This window comes from Aeromonas bestiarum (assembly GCF_028751155.1).
GTDB lineage: Bacteria > Pseudomonadota > Gammaproteobacteria > Enterobacterales > Aeromonadaceae > Aeromonas > Aeromonas bestiarum.
Map to the genome: position 1 here is coordinate 4,572,118 of NZ_CP064746.1, position 26,570 is coordinate 4,598,687.

A 26,570-nucleotide genomic window follows, 5' to 3' on the forward strand; every position below is an offset into this window, starting at 1 on the left:
GTCGCTTGTTTCGTTCTGTCCGGTGGTGGGTCTATCCCTTGTTCCGTGCAGCTAAACGAGCCCCGAGCGGTGAGATAATAATCACCACTAGGACCACAATAATGCTGACGAAACGGGAGGCCATGTTCATAGTTACAACCGGAAATCCTGTGAAATTGGGGCGGTTTGCACCGCGAATGGCTATTAGAACTAGCACGGTGATTTTTATTGGGCAAGCCTTTTTTACCTGACAAGACTCTGATTTTGACTGAGCCGCATCGGGATAGCTGGCATAAAAAACTAATAAAAAACGGTTAACTAGCACATACATCAAACCAAGGACGGGATTTATGTCATTAGCTGTGGTTTATAGCCGTGCCAGCCTGGGGATTGCGGCACCGCAAGTCACGGTGGAAGTTCATCTCTCCAACGGCCTGCCCGCCTTCAACATGGTGGGCCTGCCGGAAACCTCGGTGAAGGAGTCGCGGGATCGGGTGCGCAGCGCCCTGCTCAACGGCAACTTCGAGTTCCCCTCCAAACACATCACGGTCAATCTGGCCCCCGCCGACCTGCCCAAGGAGGGAGGCCGCTTCGATCTGGCCATCGCCATCGGCATTCTCGCCGCTTCCAAGCAGATACCCGCAAAATACCTGCTCGATCATGAATTTTTAGGGGAATTGGCCCTGACCGGCGAGATCCGGCCCGTGCTCGGGGTACTGCCTGCCGTGCTCGCCTGCCGCGATGCGGGCCGCACCCTGCTGGTGCCGCAGGAGAACGGCCCGGAGGCCTCCCTCATTCAGGATGCCGAGGTGCGCACCGCCCATCAGCTGCTGGCCGTCACCGCCTGGCTGGCGGGTCAGTATGAGCTGCCGCTGCCGGATCCCCAGACCACGGATGCCCTGCCCGATGTACCGGATCTGCAGGATGTGATCGGCCAGTCCCAGGCCAAGCGGGCGCTGGAGATCGCCACCGCCGGCAGCCACAACCTGCTGTTCATAGGCCCGCCCGGCACCGGCAAGAGCATGCTGGCGAGCCGCCTGCCCGGCATTCTGCCACCGCTGAGCGAGCAGGAGGCGCAGCAGACCGCCGCCATCCACTCCATCGGTGGCCTGACCCCGCGCGCCGGCCACTGGCATCACAGGCCATACCGCACGCCCCATCACAGCGCCTCGGCGGTAGCGCTGGTGGGCGGTGGCAGCCACCCGCGGCCCGGCGAGATCTCGCTGGCCCATAACGGCGTACTGTTTCTCGACGAGTTGCCGGAGTTCGAGCGCAAGGTGCTCGACTCCCTGCGCGAACCGCTGGAGACGGGCCACATCACCATCAGCCGCGCCGCCCGTCAGGTGGATTTCCCCGCCCGCTTCCAGCTGGTGGGCGCCATGAATCCCAGCCCCTGCGGCCACTATGGCGACGGCCAGACCCGCTCCAGCCCGGATCAGATACTGCGCTATCTCGGCAAGCTCTCGGGCCCCTTTCTCGATCGCTTCGATCTGACGGTAGAGGTGCCGCTGCTGCCCAAGGGCAGCCTCACCGGCAAGGCGGAACGGGGGGAGTCGAGCCAGCAGATCCGCGATCGGGTACTGGCAGCGCGAGAGCGGATGCTGAGCCGCAATGGCAAGCTCAACAACCTGCTGGATAGTCGCGAGATAGAGGACATTTGCCGATTATCACCGCAAGATGCCGAGTTTTTGGAGAATGCCATCCAGAGGCTTGGGCTCAGCATCCGGGCCTGGCACCGCATACTGCGGGTATCGCGCACCATAGCGGATCTGGCGGGACGGCCCGCCATCGAGAAGGAGCACCTGATCGAAGCGCTCGGTTATCGCGCCATGGACCGGCTGCTGTCACGGCTGCGCAGCGGCTGACTGGCGCCATGCAGAAAACATGAGTCCCGGGCTGCCGATGGCCCTGTGCATGGTCTAGCGGACCATCGGCTGATATTATGGCCACAGATCTGACCACTTGGTTGCCACCCACAGACAAGAAGACGGACCCGACTCATGCACAACAAGCTGATAGAGCGGCTGCGCGGCAGCCTCTCGACCCTGCTCTATTTCCTCAACACCCTGTTCTGGTTTGTCCCCATACTGCTGCTTGGTCTGATCAAGCTGCTGCTGCCGCTCAAGGGCTGGCGCACCCTCTGCAATGCTCTGCTGGACGGCTGTGCCAGTTGCTGGATAGGTTTCAACAATCTGATCCAGAAAACCATCATCAGGACACCTTTCGAGGTGGTCGGAGTGGACAAAGGGAACCGGAATGAGTGGTATATGGTCATTGCCAACCATCAATCCTGGGTCGACATACTGGTGCTGCAGCGGATTTTTAATCAAAAAATCCCCTTCCTGAAGTTTTTCCTCAAGAAAGAACTGATTTGGGTACCTTTTCTCGGTCTGGCATGGTGGGCGCTGGACTTCCCCTTCATGCGGCGATATTCCCGTAAATTTCTGGAAAAAAGGCCGCATCTGAAGGGAAAAGACATAGAAACAACGCGCCAGGCCTGTGCCAAGTTTCGCCACATTCCGGTGAGCGTGATGAACTTCGTGGAGGGCACCCGCTTCACCGCACACAAGCACGACAAACAGGCCGCGCCCTATCGCCACCTGCTGCACCCGAGGGCTGGCGGCATCGCCTTCACCCTGGCAGCCATGGGCGATCAGCTGCACAAGCTGGTGGATGTGACCATCGCCTATCCGGGCGGCATCCCCAGCTACTGGGACTTCATGTGCGGTCGGGTCAAGGAGATCAAGGTTCGGGTCCGCTTTCTGCCGATCGAACGCAATCTGGTGGGGGATTACTTCAATGACCCCGAGTTCCAACAAGAGTTTCAACAGTGGCTGAACGGGATCTGGCGCGAGAAGGACCAGACTCTGAACCAGTTGCTGGCGGACAAGACGCAGTAAACGACGCCCATGCCAACCCTGCTCCCCGGCCCCCTGGTGCTGCTCATCAGCACCAGCCTGACCATTTTGTTCACCGCCCTGTGCGCCAGCCTGATCCTGCTGGTGTCGCTGGCCAAGCTGCTGCTGCCCATTCCGGCCTTTGGCCGCGCCTGCAGCCGCCTCAACAACCGTTTCATGCGCCTCTGGCTGGCCTGCAACGCCCTGGTGATCCGCCTCACCACCCGCATCGACTGGCAGATTGAGGATGACACCCGACTGCGCAAGGATGGCTGGTATCTCATCGTCAGCAACCACATGAGCTGGACCGACATAGTGGTGCTGGGCCACCTGTTTCGGGATCGGCTGCCGGTGCCCAAGTTCTTCATGAAGCACGAGCTGATCTACATACCGCTGCTGGGGCTCGCCTGCTGGGGGCTGGACATGCCCTTTATGCGCCGTTATTCGAGAGAGTTTCTGTTAAGAAATCCGCATCTGCGCGGCAAGGATATAGAGACCACCCGCAACGCCTGCGAGAAGTTTCGCCACATCCCCACCACAGTCATCAACTTCGTGGAGGGAACCCGCTTCACCGAGCCCAAGCGGGATGCGGCCCGCTCCCGCTACCGTCATTTGATGCCGCCCAAGGCAGCCGGGCTGGCCTTCACCCTGGCGGCCATGGGGGAGCAGTTCGACAGCCTGATCAACGTCACCATCAGCTATCCGGACAACGCAGAGACCCCGTTCAAGGACTTCCTGATGGGGCGGATGAAGCGCATTCGGGTGCGCATCGAGGAGCTGCCGGTGGACGAGGCGCTGGTCGGTGACTACTTCAATGACAAGCAGTTCAAGCGGGGTTTTCAGGGCTGGCTGAACCAGTGCTGGCAGGAGAAGGACGAGGTGCTGGACGGCTGGCAGCGGGATCAGGAACCGCTGCCAGATGCCGCCAAAGAGGGATCCAAAGGGAGTGCAGAGGCCAGCTCGGCCAACTGATCCTCCGAGAAGACATTGATCCCGTGGCGACGCAGCAGGGCCGTGGTCTTGCCCTCGCCCGCTACTGACACGCCTTCGAAGCGGCCATTGTAGATGCGGCCGCTGCCGCAGGAGGGGCTCCCCTCCTTGAGCAGGGCAAAGCGAATGCCCTGCGCCTGACAGAGTGCCAGCGCCAGCTCGGCGCCGCGATCAAACTCGGTCGTCACATCCAGCCCGCTCGCGGTCAGCACCCGCTCGCCCTGTCGTTCGGCAGGGGGACGCGGGGTCGGCAGGCCGCCCGCCACCTCGGGGCAGAAGGCCAGCGTCCGCCCTTCGGCCCCCAGCGCCGTCAGCCAGTCGCTGACGATCCCCTTGCTCTGGCCGTCGTAACGCACTGGCTGACCCAGCAGGCAGGCACTCACCAGCACCCGGGGCGGCGTTTTGCTCATGCTTCCGCTCCATGCATCACCTGATCGAACATGACGCAGCAGGGGCTCTCCATCCGGTAGAGGATGGCGGGACGCTGCTTGCCGGTCCGCTTGCGACCCGTATCCACCAGAATATCGGCGCGATGGATCCGCTTGCGAAACGCTGCCGTGTTCATGGGGGTTTGCAGGATGATCTCGAAGGCGCGCTGCACCTCGGAGAGAGTGAACTCGGGCCCCAGCAGTTGCAGCGGCAAGGTGCTGTAGCGACTCTTGATCCGCAGCCGCTCCAGCCCTCGGGCGATCAGCTGGGTGTGATCGAAGGCGAGGCTGAGGCCGGGCAGGGACGAGAGCGGATGCCAGCAGCCGTGAATGGCCTCGACATCCGGTTCGACCAGACAGAGATAGACCAGCGTCGTGGACCAGCCGCGGGGATCCCGCTCCAGATTGCCGAGGGTGCAGACCTGCTCGCTGTAGCAGTGGCCCAGCCCCCACTCCCCCAGCAGACGGTGGCGAGCCGCGTCCAAGTCCCGATCCCGAGTCTCGTCGATGCGCAGCGCCGGCAGTTGCCAGCAGTGGGCAAAGGGGGGGCGATCGCGGGTTTCAAGCAGCAGCTCGAGCCGCTCCTCGTTCAACCGCAGCACCACCATATCCAGACTCATTCTCAACATGCCGATCGCCCTGCTCGCCTTCGATTAATGTTTGGTAGATAATATCACACGAATAGTATGTGCAGGAGCCACTCAATGGGAACCGTCGCCAGCCTGGATATTGATGCGCAGAAGGGATTTACCCCCCTCTGCCCGAACGAACTGCCCGTCGTGGGCGGGGATGATATTGTGGCTGCGCTCAACGCTCAGGCCACCCTCGCCAGCCTGCGGGTCGGCAGCAAGGATTCGCATCCCGCCAACGCCGCCTGGGCCGTCAGCGATCCCGCCGGCATGCTGCTGCCGCTGGACTTGCCCAACGCCGACCTCACCTGGCCTGTGCACTGCGTGCCGGGCACCCGGGGCTTCGAGCTGCTCGACGGCCTGCCGGCCCCAGTCGATTACGACTTCTTCGTCTGGAAGGGGGTCGAGCCGGATCTGCATCCCTACGGCACCTGCTTCCACGATCTGGCCGAACGGCGCAGCACCGGGCTCATCGAGTTTTTGCATGCCCGTGGCGTCAGTACCGTGCTGGTCGGCGGCCTCGCCACCGACTACTGCGTCAAGACCAGCGTGCTGCAACTGCGCCACGCCGGTTTCCGGGTGATCGTCCATCTCGATGCCTGCCGTGGCATAGCTCCCGAGACGGTTGCCTGCGCCTGCACCCAGATGATCGAGGCGGGTGCCGAACTGGCCCAGACCCTGATCGATGTACAACGCCTGCTGGACGCCTGATATGCCGCCTATCCTCACCCGCCAAGCCGATACCGGCGCCTGCACCTTACCTATGCGGCAGGGGAACGTCATCGCGCTCCCCAGCCTGCGGGGAGCCTGATATGCCACCGATCCTCACCAGCCTGCTCGACACCGACGCCTACAAGCTGCATATGCAGCAGGCGGTGTTCCATCGCTATCCGGATGCCGAGGTGGTGGCCGAGTTCCACAGCCGCAACGAAGAGGATCTGCTGCCCATGATGGGCCAGATCGAGGAGCAGCTGCGCCTCGCCGGTTCCCTGCGGCTGACCAGACCCGAGCTCAATTTTCTGGCCGAGCGCCCCTTCTTCACCACCGACTACCTGGATCACCTGCGCCGCAAGCCGCTCGATGCCTCCCTGCTGAAGGTGTTCGAGCAGGATGGCCGCATCAATGTGCGGGTCGAAGGGCCCTGGCAGGATGTGATCCTGTGGGAAATCCCTGTGCTCGCCATCATCAGCGAGATGCGCAACCGCTTCCGCTACCCCCAGTTTGGCGTCAGCCAGGCGCTGGATCGGCTCGATCAGAAGATCGACAGGCTGGAGCATGAGCTGAGCAGCGAGGAGATGAGCGAGTTCAACCTCATCGATTTTGGCACCCGCCGCCGCTTCTCCCACGCGGTGCAGGATGCCGTGGTGGGCCGTCTCAAGGAGCGCCTGCCGGCGTTTCGCGGCACCAGCAACTACCTGCTGGCCCAGAAGTACCAGTTGTCGGCTGTGGGCACCCAGGCCCACGAGTGGTTCCAGGCCCACCAGCAGCTCGGCTTCCCGCTGGAACACAGCCAGCGCGCCGCCCTCACCAGCTGGCTGGACGAGTTCACCAACCACCTCGGCATAGCCCTGACCGACTGCATCACCATGGATGCCTTCCTGCGTGACTTCGACTTTGAGCTGGCCAGCCGCTATCAGGGGCTGCGCCACGACTCAGGCGATCCCGTGGTGTGGGGCGAGAAGGCCATCAGCCACTACCAGCAGCTCGGCATCAACCCCACCGACAAAACGCTGGTCTTCTCCGATGGGCTCAACCTCGACAAGGCGGTGCAGCTGTTCCGCCACTTCCGGGGCCGCATCAACACCAGCTTCGGCATAGGCACCAAGCTCACCTGCGATCTGCCCGGCGTCAGCCCGATGAACATCGTCTTCAAGCTGATGGAATGCAACGGCGGTCCGGTCGCCAAGATCTCCGACAGCCCGGGCAAGACCCTGTGCCGGGATGCGGACTTCATCCGCAACCTCAAGCAGGCCTTCCACGTCGGGGTGTAACGCGCCTTTTTGCGGGGCCCATCTTGCGCAGAGCGCCAGTGGCCCCCTACCATGACCCCACTGAAAAGGTCCGACTCGTGTCGGGCCTTTCTCTTGCCCGAACGACAGACCACAAGGAACTGCCCATGACCTCTAAATGGATATTTGCCCTCACCACCCTGCTGGCCAGCCTGAGCGCTACCGCCGCCGAGCCGTTGCGGGTCTCCGCCATCCCGGACGAAGCCCCCACCGAGTTGCAGCGCAAGTTTGCCCCGCTGGGCGAATACCTGGCCGAGAAGACAGGGCGCGAGGTGGTGTTCGTGCCGGTCAACGATTACGCCGCCGTGGTCGAGGCGCTGGCCGCCGGCAAGCTCGACATGGCCTGGCTCGGGGGCTTCACCTATGTGCAGGCCCATCGCCGGGCCGACAAGGTGGTACCGCTGGTGCAGCGCCAGGAAGATGCCCAGTTCACCTCCAAGTTCATCGCCAACGCCGACAGCGGCATCAAGACCCTGGCCGACACCAGAGGCAAGGACTTCGCCTTCGGCTCCCCCTCCTCCACCTCTGGCCACCTGATGCCGCGCCACTTCCTGGCCGAGCAGGGCATCAATCCGGAGCGTGACTTCGCCCATGTCGCCTTCTCCGGCGCCCACGACGCCACCGTCGCCTGGGTCGCCTCCGGCAAGGTGCCGGCCGGTGCGCTCAACGCCTCCGTGTGGGACAAGCTGGTGGAAGAGGGCAAGGTCGATACCGCCAAGGTCAAGGTGATCTGGACCACGCCGACCTACTTTGACTACAACTGGACGGTGCGCGGCGACCTGGACCCGGTGCTGCAGGAGAAGATCAAGCAGGCCTTCCTCAGCCTGGATCCTGCCGTCCCGGCCCAGGCCGAGATCCTCAAGCTGCAGCGGGCCAGCCGTTTCATCGAGACCAAACCAGAGAACTACCAGGGCATAGAAGCGGCCGCGACTCAGGCCGGTCTGCTGAAGTGATCGCCGTCGCACTGGACGGGACAGGGCTGCGGCTCGGCGAGAGTCGCATCCTGCATCCGCTTCGCCTGCGGATCGAGGCGGGGGAGTGTGTCGCCATCATAGGGCCGAGCGGCGCGGGCAAGACCAGCCTGCTGCGGCTGATCGGCACAGAGCTGCGCGGTGAGCTGGCACTCTCCCTCTGGGGGGAAGATCCCTGGGTCCTCTCCACCCGGGCCCGCCAGCAGCTGCGCAGCCGGATCGGCATGGTCTGGCAGCAGCCTCCGCTGCCCGCCTCCCAGCCTGTGGTAACCGCCGTGCTGGCCGGCAGGCTCGGCCAGTGGTCCCTCGCTCGCGCCCTGCTCTCGCTGCTGCGTCCCTGCGATCCGCAAGGTGCACGGGCCGAACTGGCCCGCCTCGGCCTCGCCGACAAGTGGCAGCAGCGCTGTGGCGAACTCTCCGGCGGCCAGTTGCAACGGGTCGGCATAGCCCGGGTGCTCTATCAGCAGCCGGATCTGATGCTGGCCGATGAGCCCGTCTCCGCCCTCGATCCCGTGCTCGCTCAAAGCAGCCTGGATGCCCTGCTGGCACAAGCCCGCGCCCGTGGCAGCACCCTGATCGCCAGCCTGCACGCGGTCGACCTGGCGCTCGATCGCTTCCCCCGCATCATAGGCCTGCGCGAGGGCCGGCTGCAGTTCGACTGCTCTGCCGCCGCCGTCACCCCGGCCATGCTGGCCGCCCTCTACGCCGGCGATCAGGAGGCCCTGCCGTGCATCGGCTGATGAGCCGCTGGCGCCATCCCCTGCCCTGGCTGCTGGCCCTGGTCGGCTACAGCCTGTGGCAGCAGGCCGACGGCTGGCTCGGCCTGCTCGAAGGCCAGAGCTGGCGACAGATGGGCAATTTTCTCGCCACCAGCTGGCCACCCCGGGTGGATCAGGACTTTCTCGCCCTGACCCTGACCGCCACCCTGGAGAGTCTGGCCGTGGCGACCCTGGGGCTGGCCGGCGCCCTGCTGCTCGGCATTCCGTTCGCCCTGCTCGGCTCCCGCGCCCTGTCGCTGGCCGAGCTGGGCCCCATCCCCAACCCGCTGCGCGGCGCCTTGCGCGCCTTCAGCCGACTCATCGCCATCCTGCTGCGCAGTCTGCCCGAGCTCATCTGGGCGCTGCTGTTCGTGCGCCTGTCCGGGCTCGGGCCGCTGGCCGCCATCCTGGCCATTGCCGTCAGCTACGGCGGCATGCTGGCCAAGGTCTACAACGAGATCATGGAGAGCGGTGCCCTGCAACCGGCCCGCGCCCTGCTGCTCGGCGGCAGCGGCCGTCTGCAGGCGCTCTGGTACGGCGTGCTGCCTGCGGTGCGTCAGGAGCTGCTCTCCTACACCGTCTATCGCTGGGAGTGTGCCCTGCGCGCCTCCGTCATCATGGGCTTCGTCGGTGCCGGCGGGCTCGGTCAGCAGCTCGAACTCTCGTTGCGCATGTTTGCCGGCGGCGAGGTGGTGACCCTGCTGCTGGCCTTCATCCTGCTGGTGACCCTGGCCGACGGCCTCAGCGCCTGGCTGCGCCACACCCGTTCCCCCGGCCTGCAACTGCTGGCCTGCCTGGGGCTGGCCAGCGCCATGGCGTTCCACCAGCTCGACTGGCGCATGCTGAGCTTCTCCCTCGGCGGACTGGGCCAGTTCATCGGCGAGTTTCTGCAACCGGACTGGTCACCCCCCTTCCTGCTGACGGTCGGCACCGGCCTGCTCGATACGGTGCAGATGGCATTGCTGAGTACCCTGTTGAGCGCCCTGCTGGCGCTGCCGCTGGCCTGCCTCGCCCGCCACTGCTGGCCGCTGCGGCTGTTGTTCAACCTGCTGCGATCCGTACCCGAGCTCATTTTCGCCAGCCTGCTGGTGATCGCGGTCGGGCTGGGGCCGGTGGCGGGCATACTGGCGCTCACCCTGCACACCACGGGGGTGCTGGCCCGGCTGTTCGTGGAGACGCTGGAGAACGCGGATCAGGCCCCTCGCCTCGCCCTGCAGTTGAGCGGCGCCAGCCCCACGGCCAGTTTCTGGTACGGTCTGTTTCCACTGGTGTCACGCCAGTGGCTGGCCTACAGCCTCTATCGCGGCGAGATGAACCTGAGAGCCGCTACCATACTCGGGGTGGTGGGTGCAGGCGGACTGGGGCAGCAGCTCTATGTGTCGCTCAGCCTGTTCCGTTACGATCAGGCGTCCACCCTGATCCTGGCCATCTTGCTGCTGGTCTGGCTGGCGGAGGGGATCAGCCGCAGCTCCCGATTGCCGCGCCCCGCGCCCTCCCAGCGGGACTGCCAGATCTGAGGCCGGGTTCCTGGTCGATGTCATGCTGACCAGGCTCAGGCCCAAAAAAACAAAAAGCCCGCCGGTTTGCACCGGCGGGCTTTTTTCATGAGGTCAGGCAATCATCAGTCTTTCTTGGCCAGCAGGAATTTCACCAGCTGGTTGAACTGCTCCTGGGAAGTAATGGATTCGATCTTCACCATGTACTTGCCGTTGACCAGGAAGGCCGGCACACCGCGGATGTTGTAGCTCTCGGTGTTGCGGTCAAACTGGGAAACCATGCCGGAGACGGCGAAGCTGTCGACGGCACCGTCGAACTCTTCGGCCGGCACGCCGTTGTCCACGAAGATCTGCTTCACGTCGGTACGGCTCTGCGGGTACTGACGCTGGGTGTGGATCTTGTCGAAGATGGCCGGGGTCAGCTTGCCTTCAACATTCAGCAGGCTGGCAACGGCGTAGGCACGCTGCATCTCCGGACCCATCTCGCGGCCCAGGAAGGCCACCGGGTTTTTCTTCATCGGCACGCCTTCCGGCAAATTCTTCTTCAGATCCGCGGCAATCGGCTCGAATTTGGCGCAATGGGGGCAGTAGTAGGAGAAGAACTCCAGCACTTCAGGTTGGGCGCTACCCGTCTGTTTGACCACGTCGTAGTTAACGCCTTCCTTGAATTCGGGGGCGGCGTGAACCATGGGGATCATCAGCATGGCAGCGAGGAAAAATAGTACTTTTTTCATGACGTTTCCTGTTAAGGGATCACTGTGAGGCACGCCCGGCGAACCGAAGCAGTGCCAAGCCTATTGTGTCGCCATGCCGGCGTCAATGGCAAAGGACCACACCGGCAGGCTCAACGGCAGGGAACGCCATCGGCTGACAATCGCTGGGTATATGCCGACGGCCAACCGTATCTCCCTTTGCTCACCACCCCGGCGCCAGCATCAGAAGCGTTACCTTGAGTGCCTCCAGCGGGTCGTGCAGCAGATATGGTGATCTGCCGCGTCACCACCCCGGCGTCAGCGTCAGAGGCGGTGCCTTGAGCTCCTCCAGCGGATCGTGCAGCAGATATGGAGACCTGCCGCCTCACCACCCCGGCGTCAACGTCAGAGGCGGTGCCTTGAGCGCCTCCAGCTGGTCGTGCGGCAGATATGGGGATCTGCTGCGTCACCACCCCGGCGTCAACGTCAGAGGCGGTGCCTTGAGCGCCTCCAACTGGTCGTGCAGTATGGCGATCTGCTGGCGCCAGTAGTGGTCGGTATTGAACCAGGGGAAGTGGCGTGGAAATGCCGGATCTTCCCAGCGCCGGGCCAGCCAGGCCATGTAGTGGACGATGCGCATGGCCCGCAGCGGCTCGATCAGCGCCAGCTCACGCGGGTCAAACTCCATGAACTCCTCATAGCCCGCCAGCAGGGTATCGAGCTGGATCAGCTGCTCGTGACGCTCGCCGTTGAACAGCATCCAGATATCCTGGATGGCGGGGCCGGTACGGCAGTCATCGAGATCGACGAACATGGGACCGTCGCGCCACAGTATGTTGCCCGGGTGGCAGTCGCCGTGCAGGGAGATCTGTGCCACATCCAGGGTCATGGCGTCACAGACGTGCTTGATCAGCTCGTCGAGCACGCCGAAGAAGGATTTGGCCAGCCCGCTCGGCAGCCATTCGCCGGACGCCAGCAGCTGACGCGGCTCGTGCAGCATGCTCTCCACATCCAGCCGGACCCTGTGATGGAAGGGGCGGCTGGCGCCTATCTGGTGGATGCGGCCGAGATAGCGCCCCACCCACTCCAGCTGATCCAGGTTGTCCACCTCGAACTGGCGGCCCCCCACGCTCTGCCAGATGGCGAAGGGGTAACCCTGATGCTCCAGCAGGGTCTCGCCGGCGAAGACGATGGGGGCGGCGACCGGGATCTCCGCCTCATTGAGGCGGGCGGCGAAGTCGTGTTCTTCGAGGATCTGGGCCCGGCTCCAGCGACCGGGACGATAAAACTTCACCACGTAGCGGCGACGATCCTCGTCCTGAAACTGGTAGACCCGGTTCTCGTAGCTGTTGAGCTCGATGAGGCCGGAGTCGATACGCAGGCCGCTGAGATCCAGCGCGTCCATGATGAGATCGGGATTGAGGTCGGAATAGTTGAAACGCATGTCATCCACCATAAGAAAGGGGCGCCGTTGCGCCCCAGTCTATCACCACTCGGTTCAATGGCGTTCAACCCAACCGGTTGCGCCACGCTTTCCTGCCATCACTGCGGTCACTGGGGGCCTGAACTGGCTGGCCCCCCATAGCGCTCTCCGGCATCACAGCCGGCTGATAAACTTGCTGGCCTGGCGCAGTGTGCCCTTGCTGTCATCCGGTGCCGTTCCATCCCGCTTGAGCACGAACTGGATGTCCAGAGTCGGCTTCTTCAGGTTGAAGGGGTCGACGGCCACGCTCACCGGCAGGGTGTAGATCTCGCCCGCCTTCAGGGTCACTTCGCGCGGACCGAACCACTGGTGCTCCGGCAGCCCCTCCACATCCAGCTGATAGGTCTGGGCATGCAGGGTCTTGTTGAGGATCTTGAGGGTGTAGGTGTTCTCGATAAGCCCCTCGCTGTTCTCGCGGAACAGCTGGTTGCGATCCCGCAGGATATCGAGCCCCATCGGCATGATGGACATGGCGTTGTAGACGAACACCCCCAGCATGATGACCATCACCAGGCCGTAGCCGAGCAGCTTGGGCCGCGCCACATGGGTGCTGTTGTGAGCCAGCTTGTGTTCGGTGGTGTAGCTGATCAGCCCCTTCGGATAGCCCATGCGATCCATGGTCTGGTCACAGGCATCGACGCAGGCGCCGCAGTTGATGCACTCGTACTGCAGGCCGTCGCGGATGTCGATGCCGGTCGGGCAGACCTGCACGCAGAGATCGCAGTCGATGCAGTCACCCAGCCCCAGCGCCTTGGGATCGGCCTTGCGGGCACGGGCTCCCCGGGTCTCGCCACGCTTGGTGTCATAGCCGACGATGAAGGTGTCTTTGTCGAACATGGCGGACTGGAAGCGGGCATAGGGGCACATGTGGATACACATGATGGCGCGCATCCAGCCGGCGTTGCCGTAAGTACAGGCGGCGAAGAACAGCACCCAGAAGATGACCCAGCCGCTCGCCTGCAGGGTGAAGAAGTCAGGCACCAGCTGGAATACATCCTGGAAGTAGGCGACGAAGGTGAGACCGGTGCCCAGCGACAACAGGATCCAGGCCAGATGCTTGGCGCCCTTGCGGGCCAGCTTCTCGCCACTCCAGGGAGCCGCATCCAGCTTGCGCCGTTTGTTGGCCGCCCCTTCCAGCTTCTCTTCGAACCAGATGAACATGAAGGTCCACACCGTCTGCGGGCAGAGATAGCCACACCAGACCCGGCCGAGGAAGGTGGTCACGAAGAAGAGCGCGAAGGCGGCGATCATGAAGATCCAGGCCAGCAGGGTCAGGTCCTGCGGCCAGATGGTGGCACCGAAGATGTGGAACTGCTGATGGCCGATATCGAACAACACGGCCTGACGACCGTCATAACGCAACCAGGGCAAGGCGACGAAGAGCACCACAAAGAACCAGCCCATGGCCTTGCGCACCCGCTGCCAGTAACCGGGTTGCGCCCTCACGTAGATGCGGTTGCCAGGATTGAACCTGTCATCGCCGGCTTTGAAGGTATTGGGGTTGTACGTCCCCGTTACATCGCCGGTGACATCCTTGATATCGATTTTTTCATGATCGGCCATTGCAAGACACAGCTCCCTTATTTGTTATGGGGCGGATTATATCTTAAACAACCTGCTAATTGTGTGGGTAAAATGTATCTAATGTTCGAGTGATGTCGCAATTTCAAGCAACAAAAAAGGCGTGTCGCCAGTTGACGAAACGCCTTTCTCAGAGATTCCTTTGAACACCATCAAAGGCTCCAGCTGGAGCAATCTTTACTTGATGCCGCGCGCCTTGAGCAGGGCTTCCTTGAAGTCGGGTACATGATCCTTGGCCAGGCCGGGGATCATCGCCTGCTTGTCGGACTCCCGCATCTTGAGGTGGTAGATCAGCATGTCGTCGGTCAGGTCGGACAAGGCACCCTCATAGCCGGCTTCCGCCGCCAGCTTGGCCACAAACTGCACCAGGCTGAGGTCCTGTTCCTTGATCCAGGCAGGCTGCAACAACTCCAGCAGCTCTTCGATACGATGACATTGCATAGACAACCTCTTTAAATCTGTCATGTGAAACTCAGGCAACCTTACCCATCAAGGCTACTTCGATACGATCCCGCCCATTATGCTTGGCCTGATAGAGGGCCGCATCCGCTTTTTGGATAAGCTCGGCGATGGAGCCGTTCTGATCCGGCACCAGGGTCGCCACCCCGAAGCTGCAACTGACCCGACCGGAGACCAGGGACTTCTGGTGGGGAATGCCCAGCTCCTTGAGCGCCACCCGCACGTTTTCGGCGATCTGCAGCGCCCCCTGCATGCTGGTACAGGGCAGCAGCAGGGCAAACTCCTCCCCGCCGTAGCGAGCGGCGAGATCATCCTCGCGGCGCTGCACCTCGGCCAGCAGGCCCGCCACCCGCTGCAGGCACTCATCCCCCAGCTGATGGCCATATAGATCGTTGAATTGCTTGAAGTAATCTACATCAACCAGCACCAGTGACAGGGGCGCCCTGGCACGATGACAGCGGCGCCAGGCCCGCTCCAGGCTGTAATCCAGATGGGCGCGATTGGCGATGCCGGTCAGGCCATCCAGCCGGGAGGTGAGCTTGAGGTGCTCTGAGACCGCCTTCAGCTCGGCCACCAGATCGGCGTTGGAGAAACGGTGATAGAGGGAGGCGACCTGATCCCGCCGCAGACGGCGCAGCAGGGTCGGCAAGAAGACAAACAGATAGCCCGCCAGCATGCAGGAGACGATCCGCTCCTGCTCGTTGCCGGCCCCCAGCTCGAACAGCATGGCGAGCCCGAGCGGCAAGACGGCGCCGTAGAGGGAACGGCGGCTGCCAAACAGCATGATGGCACTGCCGGTGAGGATCAGGCTGGAGAGCATCATCATGGCGGCGCGATAGGTGTCGGGCAGCTTGTCCATGTAGAGCAGCACGCCGAGCGCCCAGATGATGGAGGTGATGGTGACCCCGATGAAGAGCTCGCGCTCCAGCACAGGCAAGGGGATCTGCGCCAGCCTGGGCTGACGCCAGCGCAGGTGCCAGCCGCGACACAGCAGCAGCAGGCTGACCAGTGCCAGCCAGCCGAGCGCCTCGCCGGCAGGCAGGTAATCGTGGAACAACAGGCTCCAGCCGAGCGCCAGCAGACCCAGGCAAGGCAGGCTGAATGAGGCGTGAGTATAGAGCTGGGCCATGATGGCCTGCTTCACCTGACGTGTCACACTCTGAGTCAACTGCGTACTCCCTGTACAAGAGCCGCACAGTCTACCACTACCCCTTCCGGGCCAACAATAAAACGTCCGTTATTAAGCGGTTGGTCAGCCGCGCTCCAGCTCGTCCAGGATGGGGCACTCGGGGCTTTCATCCCCGTGGCAGCAGCAGACCAGCCCCTCGAGGGAGGCCAGCATGGCCTGCAAGCCGGCGATGCGGGCCCGCAGATCGACAATCTTCTCCTGTGCCAGCTTCTTCACCTGGGCACTGGTCCTGTGCTCGTCCCGGTAGAGCGCCAGCAGCTCCTGGCACTCCTCCAGATTGAAGCCTGTCTCCCGCGCCCGCTTGACGAAGCGCAGCTCCCGCAGCGCCCCTTCCGTGTAGCTGCGATAGCCGTTATCGCTGCGTACCGGCGCCGAGATGAGGCCTATGCTCTCGTAGTAACGTATGGTCTTGGCGGTCAGCCCCGTGGCCTTGGCAACCTTGCTGATGTTCATTGATGACTCCTTACGAATCCAGGTGAGCGCCGGCATGGGTGCCCGCCTTGGGCTGCCAGCGTTTCAGTAACAGGGAATTGCTCAATACCGTGATGCTGCTCAGGGCCATGGCCGCGCCTGCCAGCTCGGGGCTGAGATAGCCCAGTGCCGCCAGCGGAATGCCGATGATGTTGAACACGAAGGCCCAGAACAGGTTCTGCTGTATGGTGCGCCAAGTGGCCGCCGAGATGTCGATGGCATCGGCCACCAGCCGCGGATCCGATCGCATGAGGGTGATGGAGGCCGTCTCCATCGCTACGTCCGAGCCTGAGCCCATGGCGATGCCCACGTCCGCCGCCGCCAGCGCAGGAGCGTCGTTCACCCCGTCCCCCACCATGGCCACCAGCCCGGTAGTTTGTGCGCGCAGCGCCTCCACCTTGTCTACCTTGCCGGCGGGCAGCACGGAGTCGAACGCCCCGTCCAGCCCCAGCTTGGCTGCGATATGGGCCACGGGTGCCGGCGCATCGCCGCTCACCAGCCAGCTGGCGATGCCGCGCTGGCGCAGGGTGGCGATGGCTTCTGGGCTCTCCGGCCTCAGGGTGTCGGCCAGGGCGGCGATGCCGACGGCTACACCGTCGATGGCGACCCAGACCCGGGTCGCACCGTCGGCAGGCTGTTCATCCTGCTGCGGCTGCTCAATCCCGAGCTGGGCCAGCAGGGCGGTGTTGCCGATGGCCACCTCATGGCCCGCCACCAGGCCTGTGATCCCGGCACCGACCCGCACCTCGACCTCCTCCGGCTGGGGCAGCACCACGTCTGCGCCGACCGCCTCACGCATGGCCAGTGCCAGCGGATGCTCGCTCGCCTGCTGCAGGGCGGCTGCCAGGCGCAACTGCTCGTCATTGCCGCTCCAGCTCGCCAGCACGGGCCGCCCCTGAGTGAGCGTGCCTGTCTTGTCGAAGATGAGCGCCTTGATGGCGTGGGCCTTCTGCAGGGTATCCACGTCTTTGATCAGGATGCCGTGGCGAGCCGCCACCCCGGTGCCGGTGACGATGGCTGCCGGCGTCGCCAGCCCCAGCGCGCAGGGACAGGCGATCACCAGCACGGCCACGGCGGCCAGCAGCGCCTGACCGAAGTCGTTGCCGATGGCGTACCACACCAGCAGGGTGAACAGGGCTATGGCCATCACCACAGGCACGAACACGGCGGACACCTTGTCCACCAGCTGTTGCAGCGGCGCCTTGCCCATCTGGGCGCTCTCCACCAGGGCGATGATCTTGCTGAGGCTGGAATCCTCCCCCACAGTAGTGGCTTCGATCTCCAGCACGCCGGAGCGGTTGATGGCTCCGCCCAGCACGCTCTCCCCGATACCCCGCGGCACCGGCAGACTCTCGCCGGTGAGAATGGATTCATCCAGCTCACTCTCGCCGCTCACTATCTTGCCATCCACCGGTACCCGCTCACCCACCAGCACCCGCAGCCGATCGCCGCGCAGCACCTCGTCGATGGTCAGGCTCTGCCAGCTCTCGCCACGCCAGACGGTGGCGGTTTCCGGCCGCAGCGCCATCAGTTCGCGAATGGCGGACTGGGTGCTGCGGCGGGCTCTCGCCTCCAGCAGTTTGCCCAACGAAATGAGCGTGATGATGATGGCGCTCGCCTCGAAATAGAGCTTGCCGCTGGCGGCCATCCCCAGCGTCAGCAGCAGGTAGAGGCTGTAGAAGTAGGCGGCACTGGTGCCGGTCGCCACCAGCACATCCATATTGGCCGCGCGGTTCTTGAGGGCGAGCCAGGCGCCGCGATAGAAACGGGCCCCGATCCAGAACTGCACCGGGGTGGCCAGCACCAGCTCCAGCCAGGCGGGTATATGCCAGGGCAGCAGCCCCGCCATGGCGATCATGCCCACCAGCAGCGGCAGGGTCAGCAGGGCCGAAATAACAACCTGGATCAGCGCCTTGTGCGCGGTGGCGGCCTCCTGCTCTTCACGCGCCTGCAACTGTTGGCGGCGCGCACTGGCCGAGCCCTGCGCCAGCTGGGCACCAAAGCCGAGTGCCTCTATCTGTTCGCGCAACGAGGCCGGGGTCTGCATGCCGGGCACCAGCTCGATGCGGGCCTGCTCAATGGAGAAATTGACCTCGGCCGAGAGCACGCCCGGCAGCGCCGCCAGCATCTTGTTGAGACGCGCGGAGCAACCGGCACAGGTCATGCCGCTGATCTGGAAGGAGAGGGTCTCGTGGCCGTAGCCGTAACCCTGCCCTGTGATGCTGTCGAGTACCTCGGGCAAGCGGGCCGGGTCACCTAGCTCGATGGCCGCCTGCTCCAGCGCGAAGTTGACGGTGGCCGTCACGCCATCGAGCTGGTTGAGGGCTGTGCTGATGCGGCTGGCGCAGTTGGCGCAGCTCATGCCGCTGAGCGGCAGTTGCAGATGAATGGGGGGTTGAAGTTGGGTGCTCATGCTGTTCCTCCTCGGAACCAATCGGCCAAACTGGCTGCCGACCGCTAAACCCTAACCTTTACTGTAAGGGCAAGCTCAAGCCACGACACGCACTTTTTTAAACATGAAAAAAAACGGCGCCCGCCCCCTGCCGGATCCCCCGGGCAGGCGACGGGCGCCGCCGTATTGACGTCACGCCTTATAAGAGCAGCCGGCGATCAGATACCGTACTGGGCGCGATAAGCCTGCATGGCGGCCAGTTGCGCCGCCAGCGCCGGCTGCTCGGCCTGCTTCTCTTCCAGATACTGGATCAGGTCGCTCATCTGGATGATGGCGATGATGTGGGCGCCGTAGTCACGCTCCACCTCCTGAATGGCGGAGAGCTCCCCCTTGCCCTTCTCCTGACGGTCCAGCGCGATCAGTACGCCAGCCAGGGAGGCACCGTTGGTCTGGATCAGATCCATGGATTCACGGATGGCGGTGCCGGCGGTGATGACGTCGTCCACCAGCATGATGCGCCCCTTGAGCGGGCTGCCCACCAGATTGCCGCCCTCGCCGTGATCCTTGGCCTCCTTGCGGTTGAAGCACCAGGGCACATCCACGTCGTGTTGCTCCACCAGCTGCACGGCGGTGGCGGAGGCGATGGGGATCCCCTTGTAGGCCGGGCCAAACAGCACATCGAACTCGATGCCGGCATCCATCAGGGCGGCGGCATAGAAGCGGCCGAGGCGGGCCAGATCGCGACCACTGTTGAACAGACCGGCGTTGAAGAAGTAGGGGCTTTTACGACCGGATTTCAGGGTAAATTCACCGAATTTGAGGACCTGTTTCTCCAGAGCGAACTCGATAAATTGACGCTGGTAGGCTTTCATTCTGGCTCCTTGCTTGGCTTGTCGTTTACTTGTGTGGGGGTATAAAAAAACGCGGTCAATGCCGCGTTTTTAAAATTATGAAAGCGACTGCTTCTGCAGCCCAATGATCTCTTCAATGCCGCCCTTGGCGAGCCCCAGCATCGCCAGCAGCTCCTCATGGGTGAAGGGTTCCGCCTCCGCGGTGCCCTGCACCTCTATGATGCGACCATCTTCGGTCATCACCACGTTCATGTCGGTCTCGGCGGCGGAGTCTTCGATGTACTCCAGATCGCAGATGGCTTCGCCCTGATACATGCCGACGGAGACCGCAGCGATCATCTGCTTGAGCGGGCTCTGCTTGAGCATGCCCTTGCCTACCATCCAGTTCAGCGCGTCCACCAAGGCCACACAGGCACCGGTAATGGCGGCGGTGCGGGTGCCGCCATCGGCCTGCAGCACGTCGCAGTCCACCGTGATGGAGTGCTCGCCCAGCGCGGTCAGATCGACTGCAGCACGGAGGGAGCGGGCGATCAGACGGGAGATCTCCAGGGTACGGCCACTCTGCTTGCCGGCAGCGGCTTCACGGTTCATGCGCGAATGGGTGGAGCGCGGCAGCATGCCATATTCGGCGGTGACCCAACCCTGACCCTTCCCTTTCAGGAAGCGCGGAACGCTGGTGTCGACGCTGGCGGTGCAGAGCACGCGAGTGTTACCGAACTCCACCAGCACTGAGCCTTCTGCATGTTTGGTGAAATTGCGGGTAATGGTAACCGGGCGAAGTTGCGCGGCACTGCGATCGCTTGGACGTGACATGGAACGGACCTCTGGGCTGGCTCAAATTGGCGAAGGAGTATAAGTGATCCAGCCCCAAATATCAGCCGCTAAGAAGCCGTTCATCATCGGTCGTGAGCAGTCATCGCAAGGGTGAGGAAGCACGCAGAAACCTGCGTCCATCACCCTCGTTCATGAGCCGGGGCAGCACCGGGCCCGGCTCAACACTGTCCCACAAAAGCCGGAACGGGTTCTAAAGCCACGGCTATGGCTGACGGGACAAGTCTGGCTGAGTATACTGGCCGCACACTTCATCAAGCCCGGAACAATCAATGATTCACAGCATGACCGCCTACGCCCGCAAGGAATTCAAGGGCGACTGGGGCACAGCCGTTTGGGAAATTCGTTCGGTCAACCAGCGCTATCTGGAAACCTATATCCGTCTGCCGGAGCAACTGCGCAGCCTGGAGCCGGTACTGCGTGAGCGTTTCCGTGCCAAGCTGCAGCGCGGCAAGGTGGAGTGCAACCTGCGTTTCGAAGCCGCTCAGGCCGCCGCCAGCCAGCTGCACATCAATGAAGAGCTGGCCAGGCTCATCATCGACAGCGCCAACTGGGTAATGAAAGAAGCGGGCCAAGGTCAGCTCAACCCGGTCGACGTGCTGCGCTGGCCGGGTGTCATGGCCGCCGCCGAGCAGGACATGGACGCGGTTGCCACCGAGCTGCTCGGCGGGTTTGACCAGACCATGGAAGACTTCATCGCCTCCCGCGCCAGCGAAGGGGCCAACCTCAAGAACTTGATCCAGCAGCGTCTGGACGGCATCCAGGTGGAAGTGAAGAAGGTGCGCATACACCTGCCGCAGATCATCGAGTGGCAGCGCCAGAAGCTCACCGATCGCCTGACCGAGGCCAAGGTGGAACTGGATCCGGCCCGCATCGAGCAGGAAATCGTGCTGCTGGCCCAGAAGATCGACGTGGCCGAGGAGCTGGATCGCCTGGAGATGCACATCAGCGAAACCGTCAAGATCATGAAGAAGGGGGGCGCCTGTGGCCGCCGTCTCGACTTCATGATGCAGGAGTTCAACCGCGAGTCGAACACGCTGGGCTCCAAGTCCATCAACGCCGAGGTGACCCAGTCCGCCGTCGAGCTGAAGGTGCTCATCGAGCAGATGCGCGAGCAGATCCAGAACATCGAGTAATGGATGCAAGAAGCCCGTCAACGACGGGCTTCTACTCCATGCCTGCACCACACTACCCTTGGCTTGAGCCAGATCGGATTTTCATTCCTGACCGACAGCATCTGACTCGCTTGTGCGGTATGCTGTCACGCTGATGCTCAACAACGACCTCTATTGAGGCCTGCCTTATGAAATACCTTGTAGTACAAACCAAACAGATAGGGGATGTGCTGATCTCCACCGCGCTGTGCAACAACCTCAAGCAGAACGATCCAACCGGGGAAGTTCACTATCTGGTCATGGATTATTGCGCGGGTATGGCGCAGGGCAATCCCAATATCGATCGACTCCTCATCATAGAGAAAGCCAGGCGCAACGACTGGCGCTACATGAAAGACCTGCTGCTGGCTATCCGCCGCGAACACTATGACGTGGTGGTCAACAGCCAGGGCCAGATGATAGGCCTGCTGACCTGCCTCTTCTCCGGCGCCAGGTTGCGGATAGGATTTGACTCCTTCCCCTGGCGGCTCGGCCACAACCGTATAGTGCGCTTTCGCAAAGACACCGAATTCCAAGGCAACAGTACCCTGATCGACGACCGCTTCTCGCTGCTCAAGCCGCTCAAACTGGCCAAAGAAGATCGCAACTACCATCTCTGGCTGAGCGAAGAGGAGAAACAGCAGGGACGGGAAACCTTGCAGGCGGCCGGCGTCGATCTCGCACGGCCCTTGATCGCCATGGGCGTCAACTCGCTGGGGCACTACAAGCGCTGGCCCATCGACTGCTTCGCCCAGGTTGCCCAGTGGCTCATCGAACAGCACAACGCCCAGATCCTGATCTACTGCGGGCCGGGCGAAGAAGAGTACAACCGCGGTCTCAAGCCGCTGCTGCCTGCCGCCTTGCAGGCCCGCGTGTTTGATCAGATCAAGACCCGCTCGGTGCGGGAACTGGTGGGGCTGTTTGCCCATTGCCAGCTGTTTGTCGGCAACGATACCGGCCCCCGCCACATGGCCCAGGCCATAGACCTGCCCCTGCTGACCATAGTGGCCCCCGGCGGCGACAAGATCATCGCCAATCCGGTCAACCACCCCCGCTATCAGGCCATCGATATCTTCGATGCCAAAGGGCCGACCTTCCAGCTGCCGCAAAATGCGGAGAAAGACTTCATCGATGACACCCTGTTGCGCGCCATCACACCCGAGCTGGTGATTGCCCGACTGACAGCGCTGCCTGATTGGCAAGCAGCCACTGCCTGAATAGCCGGTCGAATTCGGTCAGGTTGAGAGAGTTGATGTCCTGTTCGCGGAGATTCTCCGAGAACAGGACGGTCGCTGACGGGGAGTTGGGATGCCACTCCAGGAAATTCTCGTTGCCACCCCCTATATCCGGGTTGTAGAGACCCAGAATGGGTTGTTCCAGCCCGGCAGCGATATGTATGGTCGCCGTATCCACCGAGATGAGGCCCTGACTCTGACGCAACTGGGCAAACAGGCTCGCCAGCGAGGGTGCATCGGGTGACAATACCATGCGCTCGGGTCGGGAGAGTCCGGCCCGGATCCCAGCGACTTCCGCCTCCATTCCCGGCGGATATAGCAGGCAGATGGCAAATGGGCAGGCGTCCAGCATCCTCTCCAGCATCTGCCGGATCAGCTCCGGCTTCAGGCGGCGGGAGCTGCCGCTGCCATAAGGGTTGAAGCAGAGCACGACATCATCTGGCCACCAGCTCGCCACCGACGCCTCCTGACCCAAAGCGGGGATGATGTAGCGCCGATCAGGGTCTGCCACCCCGAGTCGATTCAACAGCAGGGCAAACTTGTCGGAGAAGTGCATGCCGCTGGACGCGGCTCCCAGCTTGAGATTGATGGCCTGCAGGGCATCGTCCATGCCAGCGACCCAATCTGCCCTGACCTGGCTGATGAAAAAGATATCCTTCATCTTCAACATCTTGCCAAAGTGAACCAGGCAACCGACCTCCCCCAGTGACAGTGCCAGTCGCCTGAGTTGACAATAACCGGGGCGCTTGGGCACCTCGATGACCCTATCCATGCCAAAATGATCGCGAAACAGGGGAGCCATGGCTGCCGTTGTAACTATCCATACCTCGCGTGCCGGGTTGACCCGCTTTAGTTCGCGGGCCACCCAGGACGAGACGATCGCATCGCCCAGTTTGGCATCCCAGCGCAGCAGGACGACTTTTCCCTCACTCTCCCTGGTAGGTTCAGGCCGTTTTCGATCAAACAGGAACCGTCCCATCTTGCGGCGAAGAATGTCACGCTTGAGTTGCAGGTCGTTGATTAATGACATGAATCCACCAGGATGGCCGTTGAATTGGGAAGGTATGATAACAGTCTGACGCAACTAGAGCGCCATCAAGGCATCGACCTGACGGCTGATCTCGGCAGGCGAAAGCGCGGAAAGGTTGTCCGTGGTCGATCTCAGGATGAGATTGCGGCCAGAGAGCGGAATAAAGGCATCGCGCCAGGACTCGTTGTTCATCAACACCAGGGTGGGCACCCCGAACGAAGACGAGATATGGATGATGGAGGTATCGGTCGAGATGACACCCTGCGCATCCTTGATAATCTTTGCCGCATCGAGAATGGTGTCGGGAAACAGGGCTGTCATGTCCTGCCGCGGGCATGCCAAAGGGCGCCTGGAGAAGACCAGATAGGAAACCCCAGGATACACAGGCAATTGGGCCAGAATGCCGTTGATTTGCTCATCCGCCATCGAATTGCCCACCTGACTGCCGGTCAGATTGACCAGCAGATAACGCCCATAGCCACTGGTATCCAGCTGTTCATTGCAGGGCGATGGTATGGTGACCGGTACATCCGTTTGATCCCCCGCCACGCTGAGCATGCGATAGACGAAATGATCCCGGATGGGACGTGACGGCACTATGGTGGCCTTTTCGTTGAACAGCGGCAGCAACCGCTGCTGCTGTTCGCTCTTGAAGCGCAGGGGCAATGACTGCAATCGACCATTGGCCAGCAACAGCAGCTTGGCCATGGCGATATCGTCGGGCTCATCGAACAGGTTGATGACCACGTCATAGTGCCGTTGCCTGAGCTCGCGCAGTTTGCACCACATGCCCGCTGGCAACAGGGTGTCGTTCAGGGTGATCACATGGCATTGATCAATACCGGGCACAGATGCCGCCAGCAGCGCATTGCGCTGGCTGCACACAAGGTCAAATCGGGCGGCTGGATACAGGCGCCTGAGCTGCGCAATGGCCGGCAATGACAGAATGAAGTCGCCGATGGCGTCATAACCGACCAGCAGCACGCTTGCCAATTCTGTTCCGACGGGGCTCGGGAGGGCAGCAGGCTGGCTGCCAATGACCCACTTGGCAATGGAATGGGTAAGCAACTTTTTGAAATTCATAGATTATCCAGCATGTATGGCCCCACTTCGCCGACCAGGACAACAGGGGTGTTTACTGACCCCAATCCCGGCCAGGACAACCCGCCTATTCCAGATAGTGGCCGTAAGCCCGATCATCAATCGTGGTGGTGAAGAGATCCACATCCAGGCAACAGGGCTCAACACCGGAGGCAGCCAGGCCATTAAGCTGCAGGCGACCAGTCAGATAATCGGAAGGCATGCGCAGCGGATAAGCACACTGCAATAATTTCTTCGCCCCGGCCAGGGTCAGAACATACCCTGCGGTCGACAGGATCCCTCTCCTGGAGGTGCGACTCGGTGTCAGATATCTGGCAAGCCGATAACCACCCGGCAAGGAGGAAAGAATTGGCCAGCGCTTGGCTTTGCCATGATGCAGGAAGACGATCTCCGAATGGCAGGAGCGCACTATCGTCTCGATGATCGCCTTGCTGTGCATGTGCAGGTAAATGTCATCTTCCAACACCACGCAGCGATCAATTCCCTCGGCGACTATGCGCTCATAAACACGGATATGGCTCATGGCACAGCCAATCTCGCCAAAACTCAGCTCATGGCCACACACTTCTTTGGCCAGCTCCAAATCAACCTTGGAAAGTTCCGCACTGCTCAATGCTTTCCCATCGGTCGCATCTACAAACTCGAAATTGATGCCAAGATGCGCCATCTGCTGTACAACCATCGCCCGCCGCTCAACGCTGCGAGCCAAACTGATGACAAAAACCGGAATCATGACGTACAGGTATCCTTTTCAAACTCATGGGCAAACCAGATGAAAACCAGGCTGAGCGTATACAAATAGAGCACCCCTTGATGTTCAAACGGAACATCGCTTAGCGAATTAATCGCAAACGCCAGAGGCACCAGTACCCCTGCAGAAATCCTGTTTATATTTTTCGCGGCAAGATAGAGTGGCAGGCCAAGAAAGATCACCAGTGCAATAAATCCTATGCTGCCGCGGATCACCAGATTCTGCATATATTGGTTATGGGCATGGGCCAGCTCTGAGCTAAGAATCGATGGAGATAGAACCCCGCTCTCAGCCTGGCTTCGCTTCAGTGCGTCAAATCCATTTGTCCCCACCCCGGCCAAGGGTACATCCAAAAATCCTAGCCAAGCGCTCTGCCATGCCACAACGCGCAAGCCCCAAGATGAATCATATGAACCTTCCTCTACCAACTTGAGATCCGACACGGCAGAGTGAACCCTGCTCTGTACCAGCTGATTGGTATGATAAATAACTCCAATTGAAGCCACGCAAAGCATGGCTACCGCAACGTATTTCCACGGCTTGAAGTAGGCTTTGTAGCAGATGACGTAGGCGAGAATGACCCCGAAGGCGAGCCAAACCCCCCGGCTCTGGGAGAGATAAAGCGCAAACAGGGCTGCCATCAAGCCAACCAGCCCCCCCGCCCTCAACCATCCAGGCAGCCGTTCCTGCTGAAAGACGAACCAGTTGAGAATGACTAAGGTCAGCGCGGCCTGCGAAAAGAGAATAGCATTGGTAAACCCTTCCACCCTGGCAATGCCGTGCTGGTATTGCCAGATGCTGAGGATACCCAATCCCATCCCGCCCAGCACGATGGCCAGATAACCCAGCATCAACAGGATCGGCTTGCGCGGCATCATCAGCGCAAAGACGAGGACATAGAACAGCCCGCGCATGACCCCGTATTGATCACCGTGGATCAACCGGTTGACGAAGATCATGGCGGCATAGACCAGCAGACCCCAGAGAATGCGACGGTCTTTGAGCCCGACATCCCCTTGTTTGCCGACAAAGTAATTCAACAAACCGAATATGCCGGTTACGGCCAGCAGATTGGATTGAATGCTCTGGCCGAAAGGGACCAGAAACAGGCCACAAAAAGAAAAGATGATGGTCAGCCCAAACAGGGCAGTGGTAATTCTATCTAACAATTCAATACTTCTTTTGCTGGGCAT

General features: G+C 61.9%; 25 protein-coding genes. 10 read left to right on the forward strand and 15 right to left on the reverse strand.

Annotated elements, in window-relative coordinates; translation table 11 throughout:
- Positions 1 to 329 precede the first annotated feature (329 nt).
- The 3 genes from IU367_RS21195 to IU367_RS21205 all read left to right on the forward strand — a co-directional run bounded on the left by IU367_RS21195 (position 330) and on the right by IU367_RS21205 (position 3,848).
- The gene (locus IU367_RS21195) at positions 330 to 1,844 is read left to right on the forward strand and encodes a YifB family Mg chelatase-like AAA ATPase (protein WP_274453021.1); all 1,515 of its coding nucleotides are present in this window, start codon (positions 330 to 332) and stop codon (positions 1,842 to 1,844) included.
- Between the two features lie 135 nt (positions 1,845 to 1,979).
- Positions 1,980 to 2,879 (forward strand): acyltransferase, encoded by a 900-nt coding sequence (locus IU367_RS21200; protein ID WP_274453022.1) that lies wholly within the window; start codon positions 1,980 to 1,982, stop codon positions 2,877 to 2,879.
- A 9-nt stretch (positions 2,880 to 2,888) separates the two neighbouring features.
- The gene (locus IU367_RS21205) at positions 2,889 to 3,848 is read left to right on the forward strand and encodes an acyltransferase (protein WP_274453023.1); all 960 of its coding nucleotides are present in this window, start codon (positions 2,889 to 2,891) and stop codon (positions 3,846 to 3,848) included.
- Here the strand turns inward: IU367_RS21205 and IU367_RS21210 are convergent.
- Positions 3,779 to 4,276 (reverse strand): 2-thiouracil desulfurase family protein, encoded by a 498-nt coding sequence (locus tag IU367_RS21210; protein ID WP_274453024.1) that lies wholly within the window; start codon positions 4,274 to 4,276, stop codon positions 3,779 to 3,781. The two genes, IU367_RS21205 and IU367_RS21210, sit on opposite strands and share 70 nt — an antisense overlap.
- Positions 4,273 to 4,923 carry an NUDIX hydrolase gene (locus IU367_RS21215; protein WP_241279438.1) on the reverse strand — a complete coding sequence of 217 codons (651 nt, stop codon included), beginning with the start codon at positions 4,921 to 4,923 and terminating at the stop codon, positions 4,273 to 4,275. Before IU367_RS21215 ends, IU367_RS21210 begins: the two co-directional genes overlap by 4 nt.
- 75 nt (positions 4,924 to 4,998) lie before the next feature.
- Between IU367_RS21215 and IU367_RS21220 the strand changes: the two genes are divergently transcribed.
- From IU367_RS21220 to phnE, 5 genes are all read left to right on the forward strand, one after another.
- On the forward strand, positions 4,999 to 5,634 hold the full coding sequence (locus IU367_RS21220; protein WP_274453025.1) for a nicotinamidase: 636 nt from the start codon (positions 4,999 to 5,001) through the stop codon (positions 5,632 to 5,634).
- Positions 5,635 to 5,735: 101 nt separating this feature from the next.
- Positions 5,736 to 6,914, forward strand: coding sequence for a nicotinate phosphoribosyltransferase (gene pncB / locus IU367_RS21225; protein ID WP_274453026.1), 1,179 nt, complete (start codon positions 5,736 to 5,738; stop codon positions 6,912 to 6,914).
- 125 nt (positions 6,915 to 7,039) lie between these two features.
- Positions 7,040 to 7,885 carry a putative selenate ABC transporter substrate-binding protein gene (locus tag IU367_RS21230; RefSeq protein WP_253627179.1) on the forward strand — a complete coding sequence of 282 codons (846 nt, stop codon included), beginning with the start codon at positions 7,040 to 7,042 and terminating at the stop codon, positions 7,883 to 7,885.
- Positions 7,882 to 8,643 (forward strand): phosphonate ABC transporter ATP-binding protein, encoded by a 762-nt coding sequence (locus IU367_RS21235; RefSeq protein ID WP_274453028.1) that lies wholly within the window; start codon positions 7,882 to 7,884, stop codon positions 8,641 to 8,643. The genes IU367_RS21230 and IU367_RS21235 overlap by 4 nt, the downstream gene beginning before the upstream one ends.
- A complete protein-coding gene (phnE, locus tag IU367_RS21240; RefSeq protein WP_274454406.1) occupies positions 8,643 to 10,178 on the forward strand; it encodes a phosphonate ABC transporter, permease protein PhnE in 1,536 nt (511 codons plus the stop codon). Before IU367_RS21235 ends, phnE begins: the two co-directional genes overlap by 1 nt.
- A gap of 104 nt (positions 10,179 to 10,282) precedes the next feature.
- Here the strand turns inward: phnE and IU367_RS21245 are convergent, their stop codons facing one another.
- The 9 genes from IU367_RS21245 to rph form a co-directional block, all read right to left on the reverse strand.
- Complete coding sequence (locus IU367_RS21245; RefSeq protein WP_042870394.1) at positions 10,283 to 10,891, reverse strand: thiol:disulfide interchange protein DsbA/DsbL; 609 nt, start codon at positions 10,889 to 10,891, stop codon at positions 10,283 to 10,285.
- Positions 10,892 to 11,315: 424 nt separating this feature from the next.
- Positions 11,316 to 12,305, reverse strand: coding sequence for a serine/threonine protein kinase (locus tag IU367_RS21250; protein ID WP_043142557.1), 990 nt, complete (start codon positions 12,303 to 12,305; stop codon positions 11,316 to 11,318).
- A 141-nt stretch (positions 12,306 to 12,446) separates the two neighbouring features.
- On the reverse strand, positions 12,447 to 13,895 hold the full coding sequence (gene ccoG, locus IU367_RS21255; protein WP_043142559.1) for a cytochrome c oxidase accessory protein CcoG: 1,449 nt from the start codon (positions 13,893 to 13,895) through the stop codon (positions 12,447 to 12,449).
- A 195-nt stretch (positions 13,896 to 14,090) separates the two neighbouring features.
- Positions 14,091 to 14,354, reverse strand: a complete 264-nt coding sequence (locus IU367_RS21260) for a YihD family protein (RefSeq protein ID WP_042870400.1) — start codon at positions 14,352 to 14,354, stop codon at positions 14,091 to 14,093.
- Between the two features lie 31 nt (positions 14,355 to 14,385).
- Complete coding sequence (locus tag IU367_RS21265; protein ID WP_274453030.1) at positions 14,386 to 15,540, reverse strand: GGDEF domain-containing protein; 1,155 nt, start codon at positions 15,538 to 15,540, stop codon at positions 14,386 to 14,388.
- A gap of 84 nt (positions 15,541 to 15,624) precedes the next feature.
- Entirely contained in the window at positions 15,625 to 16,014 is a 390-nt protein-coding gene (gene cueR / locus IU367_RS21270; protein WP_042035872.1) for a Cu(I)-responsive transcriptional regulator, read from the reverse strand.
- A gap of 10 nt (positions 16,015 to 16,024) precedes the next feature.
- A complete protein-coding gene (locus IU367_RS21275; RefSeq protein ID WP_274453031.1) occupies positions 16,025 to 18,445 on the reverse strand; it encodes a heavy metal translocating P-type ATPase in 2,421 nt (806 codons plus the stop codon).
- A gap of 197 nt (positions 18,446 to 18,642) precedes the next feature.
- Positions 18,643 to 19,296, reverse strand: a complete 654-nt coding sequence (pyrE, locus tag IU367_RS21280) for an orotate phosphoribosyltransferase (RefSeq protein ID WP_274453032.1) — start codon at positions 19,294 to 19,296, stop codon at positions 18,643 to 18,645.
- A 75-nt stretch (positions 19,297 to 19,371) separates the two neighbouring features.
- The gene (gene rph, locus IU367_RS21285) at positions 19,372 to 20,088 is read right to left on the reverse strand and encodes a ribonuclease PH (RefSeq protein ID WP_043142571.1); all 717 of its coding nucleotides are present in this window, start codon (positions 20,086 to 20,088) and stop codon (positions 19,372 to 19,374) included.
- Positions 20,089 to 20,378: 290 nt separating this feature from the next.
- Between rph and IU367_RS21290 the strand changes: the two genes are divergently transcribed.
- Complete coding sequence (locus tag IU367_RS21290) at positions 20,379 to 21,242, forward strand: YicC/YloC family endoribonuclease (protein WP_103472337.1); 864 nt, start codon at positions 20,379 to 20,381, stop codon at positions 21,240 to 21,242.
- A gap of 167 nt (positions 21,243 to 21,409) precedes the next feature.
- Positions 21,410 to 22,477 carry a glycosyltransferase family 9 protein gene (locus IU367_RS21295; protein WP_274453034.1) on the forward strand — a complete coding sequence of 356 codons (1,068 nt, stop codon included), beginning with the start codon at positions 21,410 to 21,412 and terminating at the stop codon, positions 22,475 to 22,477.
- Here IU367_RS21295 and IU367_RS21300 read toward each other — a convergent pair.
- From IU367_RS21300 to IU367_RS21315, 4 genes are all read right to left on the reverse strand, one after another.
- Positions 22,413 to 23,525 carry a glycosyltransferase family 9 protein gene (locus tag IU367_RS21300; protein ID WP_274453035.1) on the reverse strand — a complete coding sequence of 371 codons (1,113 nt, stop codon included), beginning with the start codon at positions 23,523 to 23,525 and terminating at the stop codon, positions 22,413 to 22,415. The genes IU367_RS21295 and IU367_RS21300 overlap by 65 nt on opposite strands.
- Before the next feature lie 54 nt (positions 23,526 to 23,579).
- On the reverse strand, positions 23,580 to 24,608 hold the full coding sequence (locus IU367_RS21305) for a glycosyltransferase family 9 protein (protein WP_274453036.1): 1,029 nt from the start codon (positions 24,606 to 24,608) through the stop codon (positions 23,580 to 23,582).
- 85 nt (positions 24,609 to 24,693) lie between these two features.
- Positions 24,694 to 25,359, reverse strand: a complete 666-nt coding sequence (locus IU367_RS21310; protein WP_274453037.1) for a glycosyltransferase family 25 protein — start codon at positions 25,357 to 25,359, stop codon at positions 24,694 to 24,696.
- Positions 25,356 to 26,570 (reverse strand): O-antigen ligase family protein, encoded by a 1,215-nt coding sequence (locus IU367_RS21315; RefSeq protein WP_274453038.1) that lies wholly within the window; start codon positions 26,568 to 26,570, stop codon positions 25,356 to 25,358. Before IU367_RS21315 ends, IU367_RS21310 begins: the two co-directional genes overlap by 4 nt.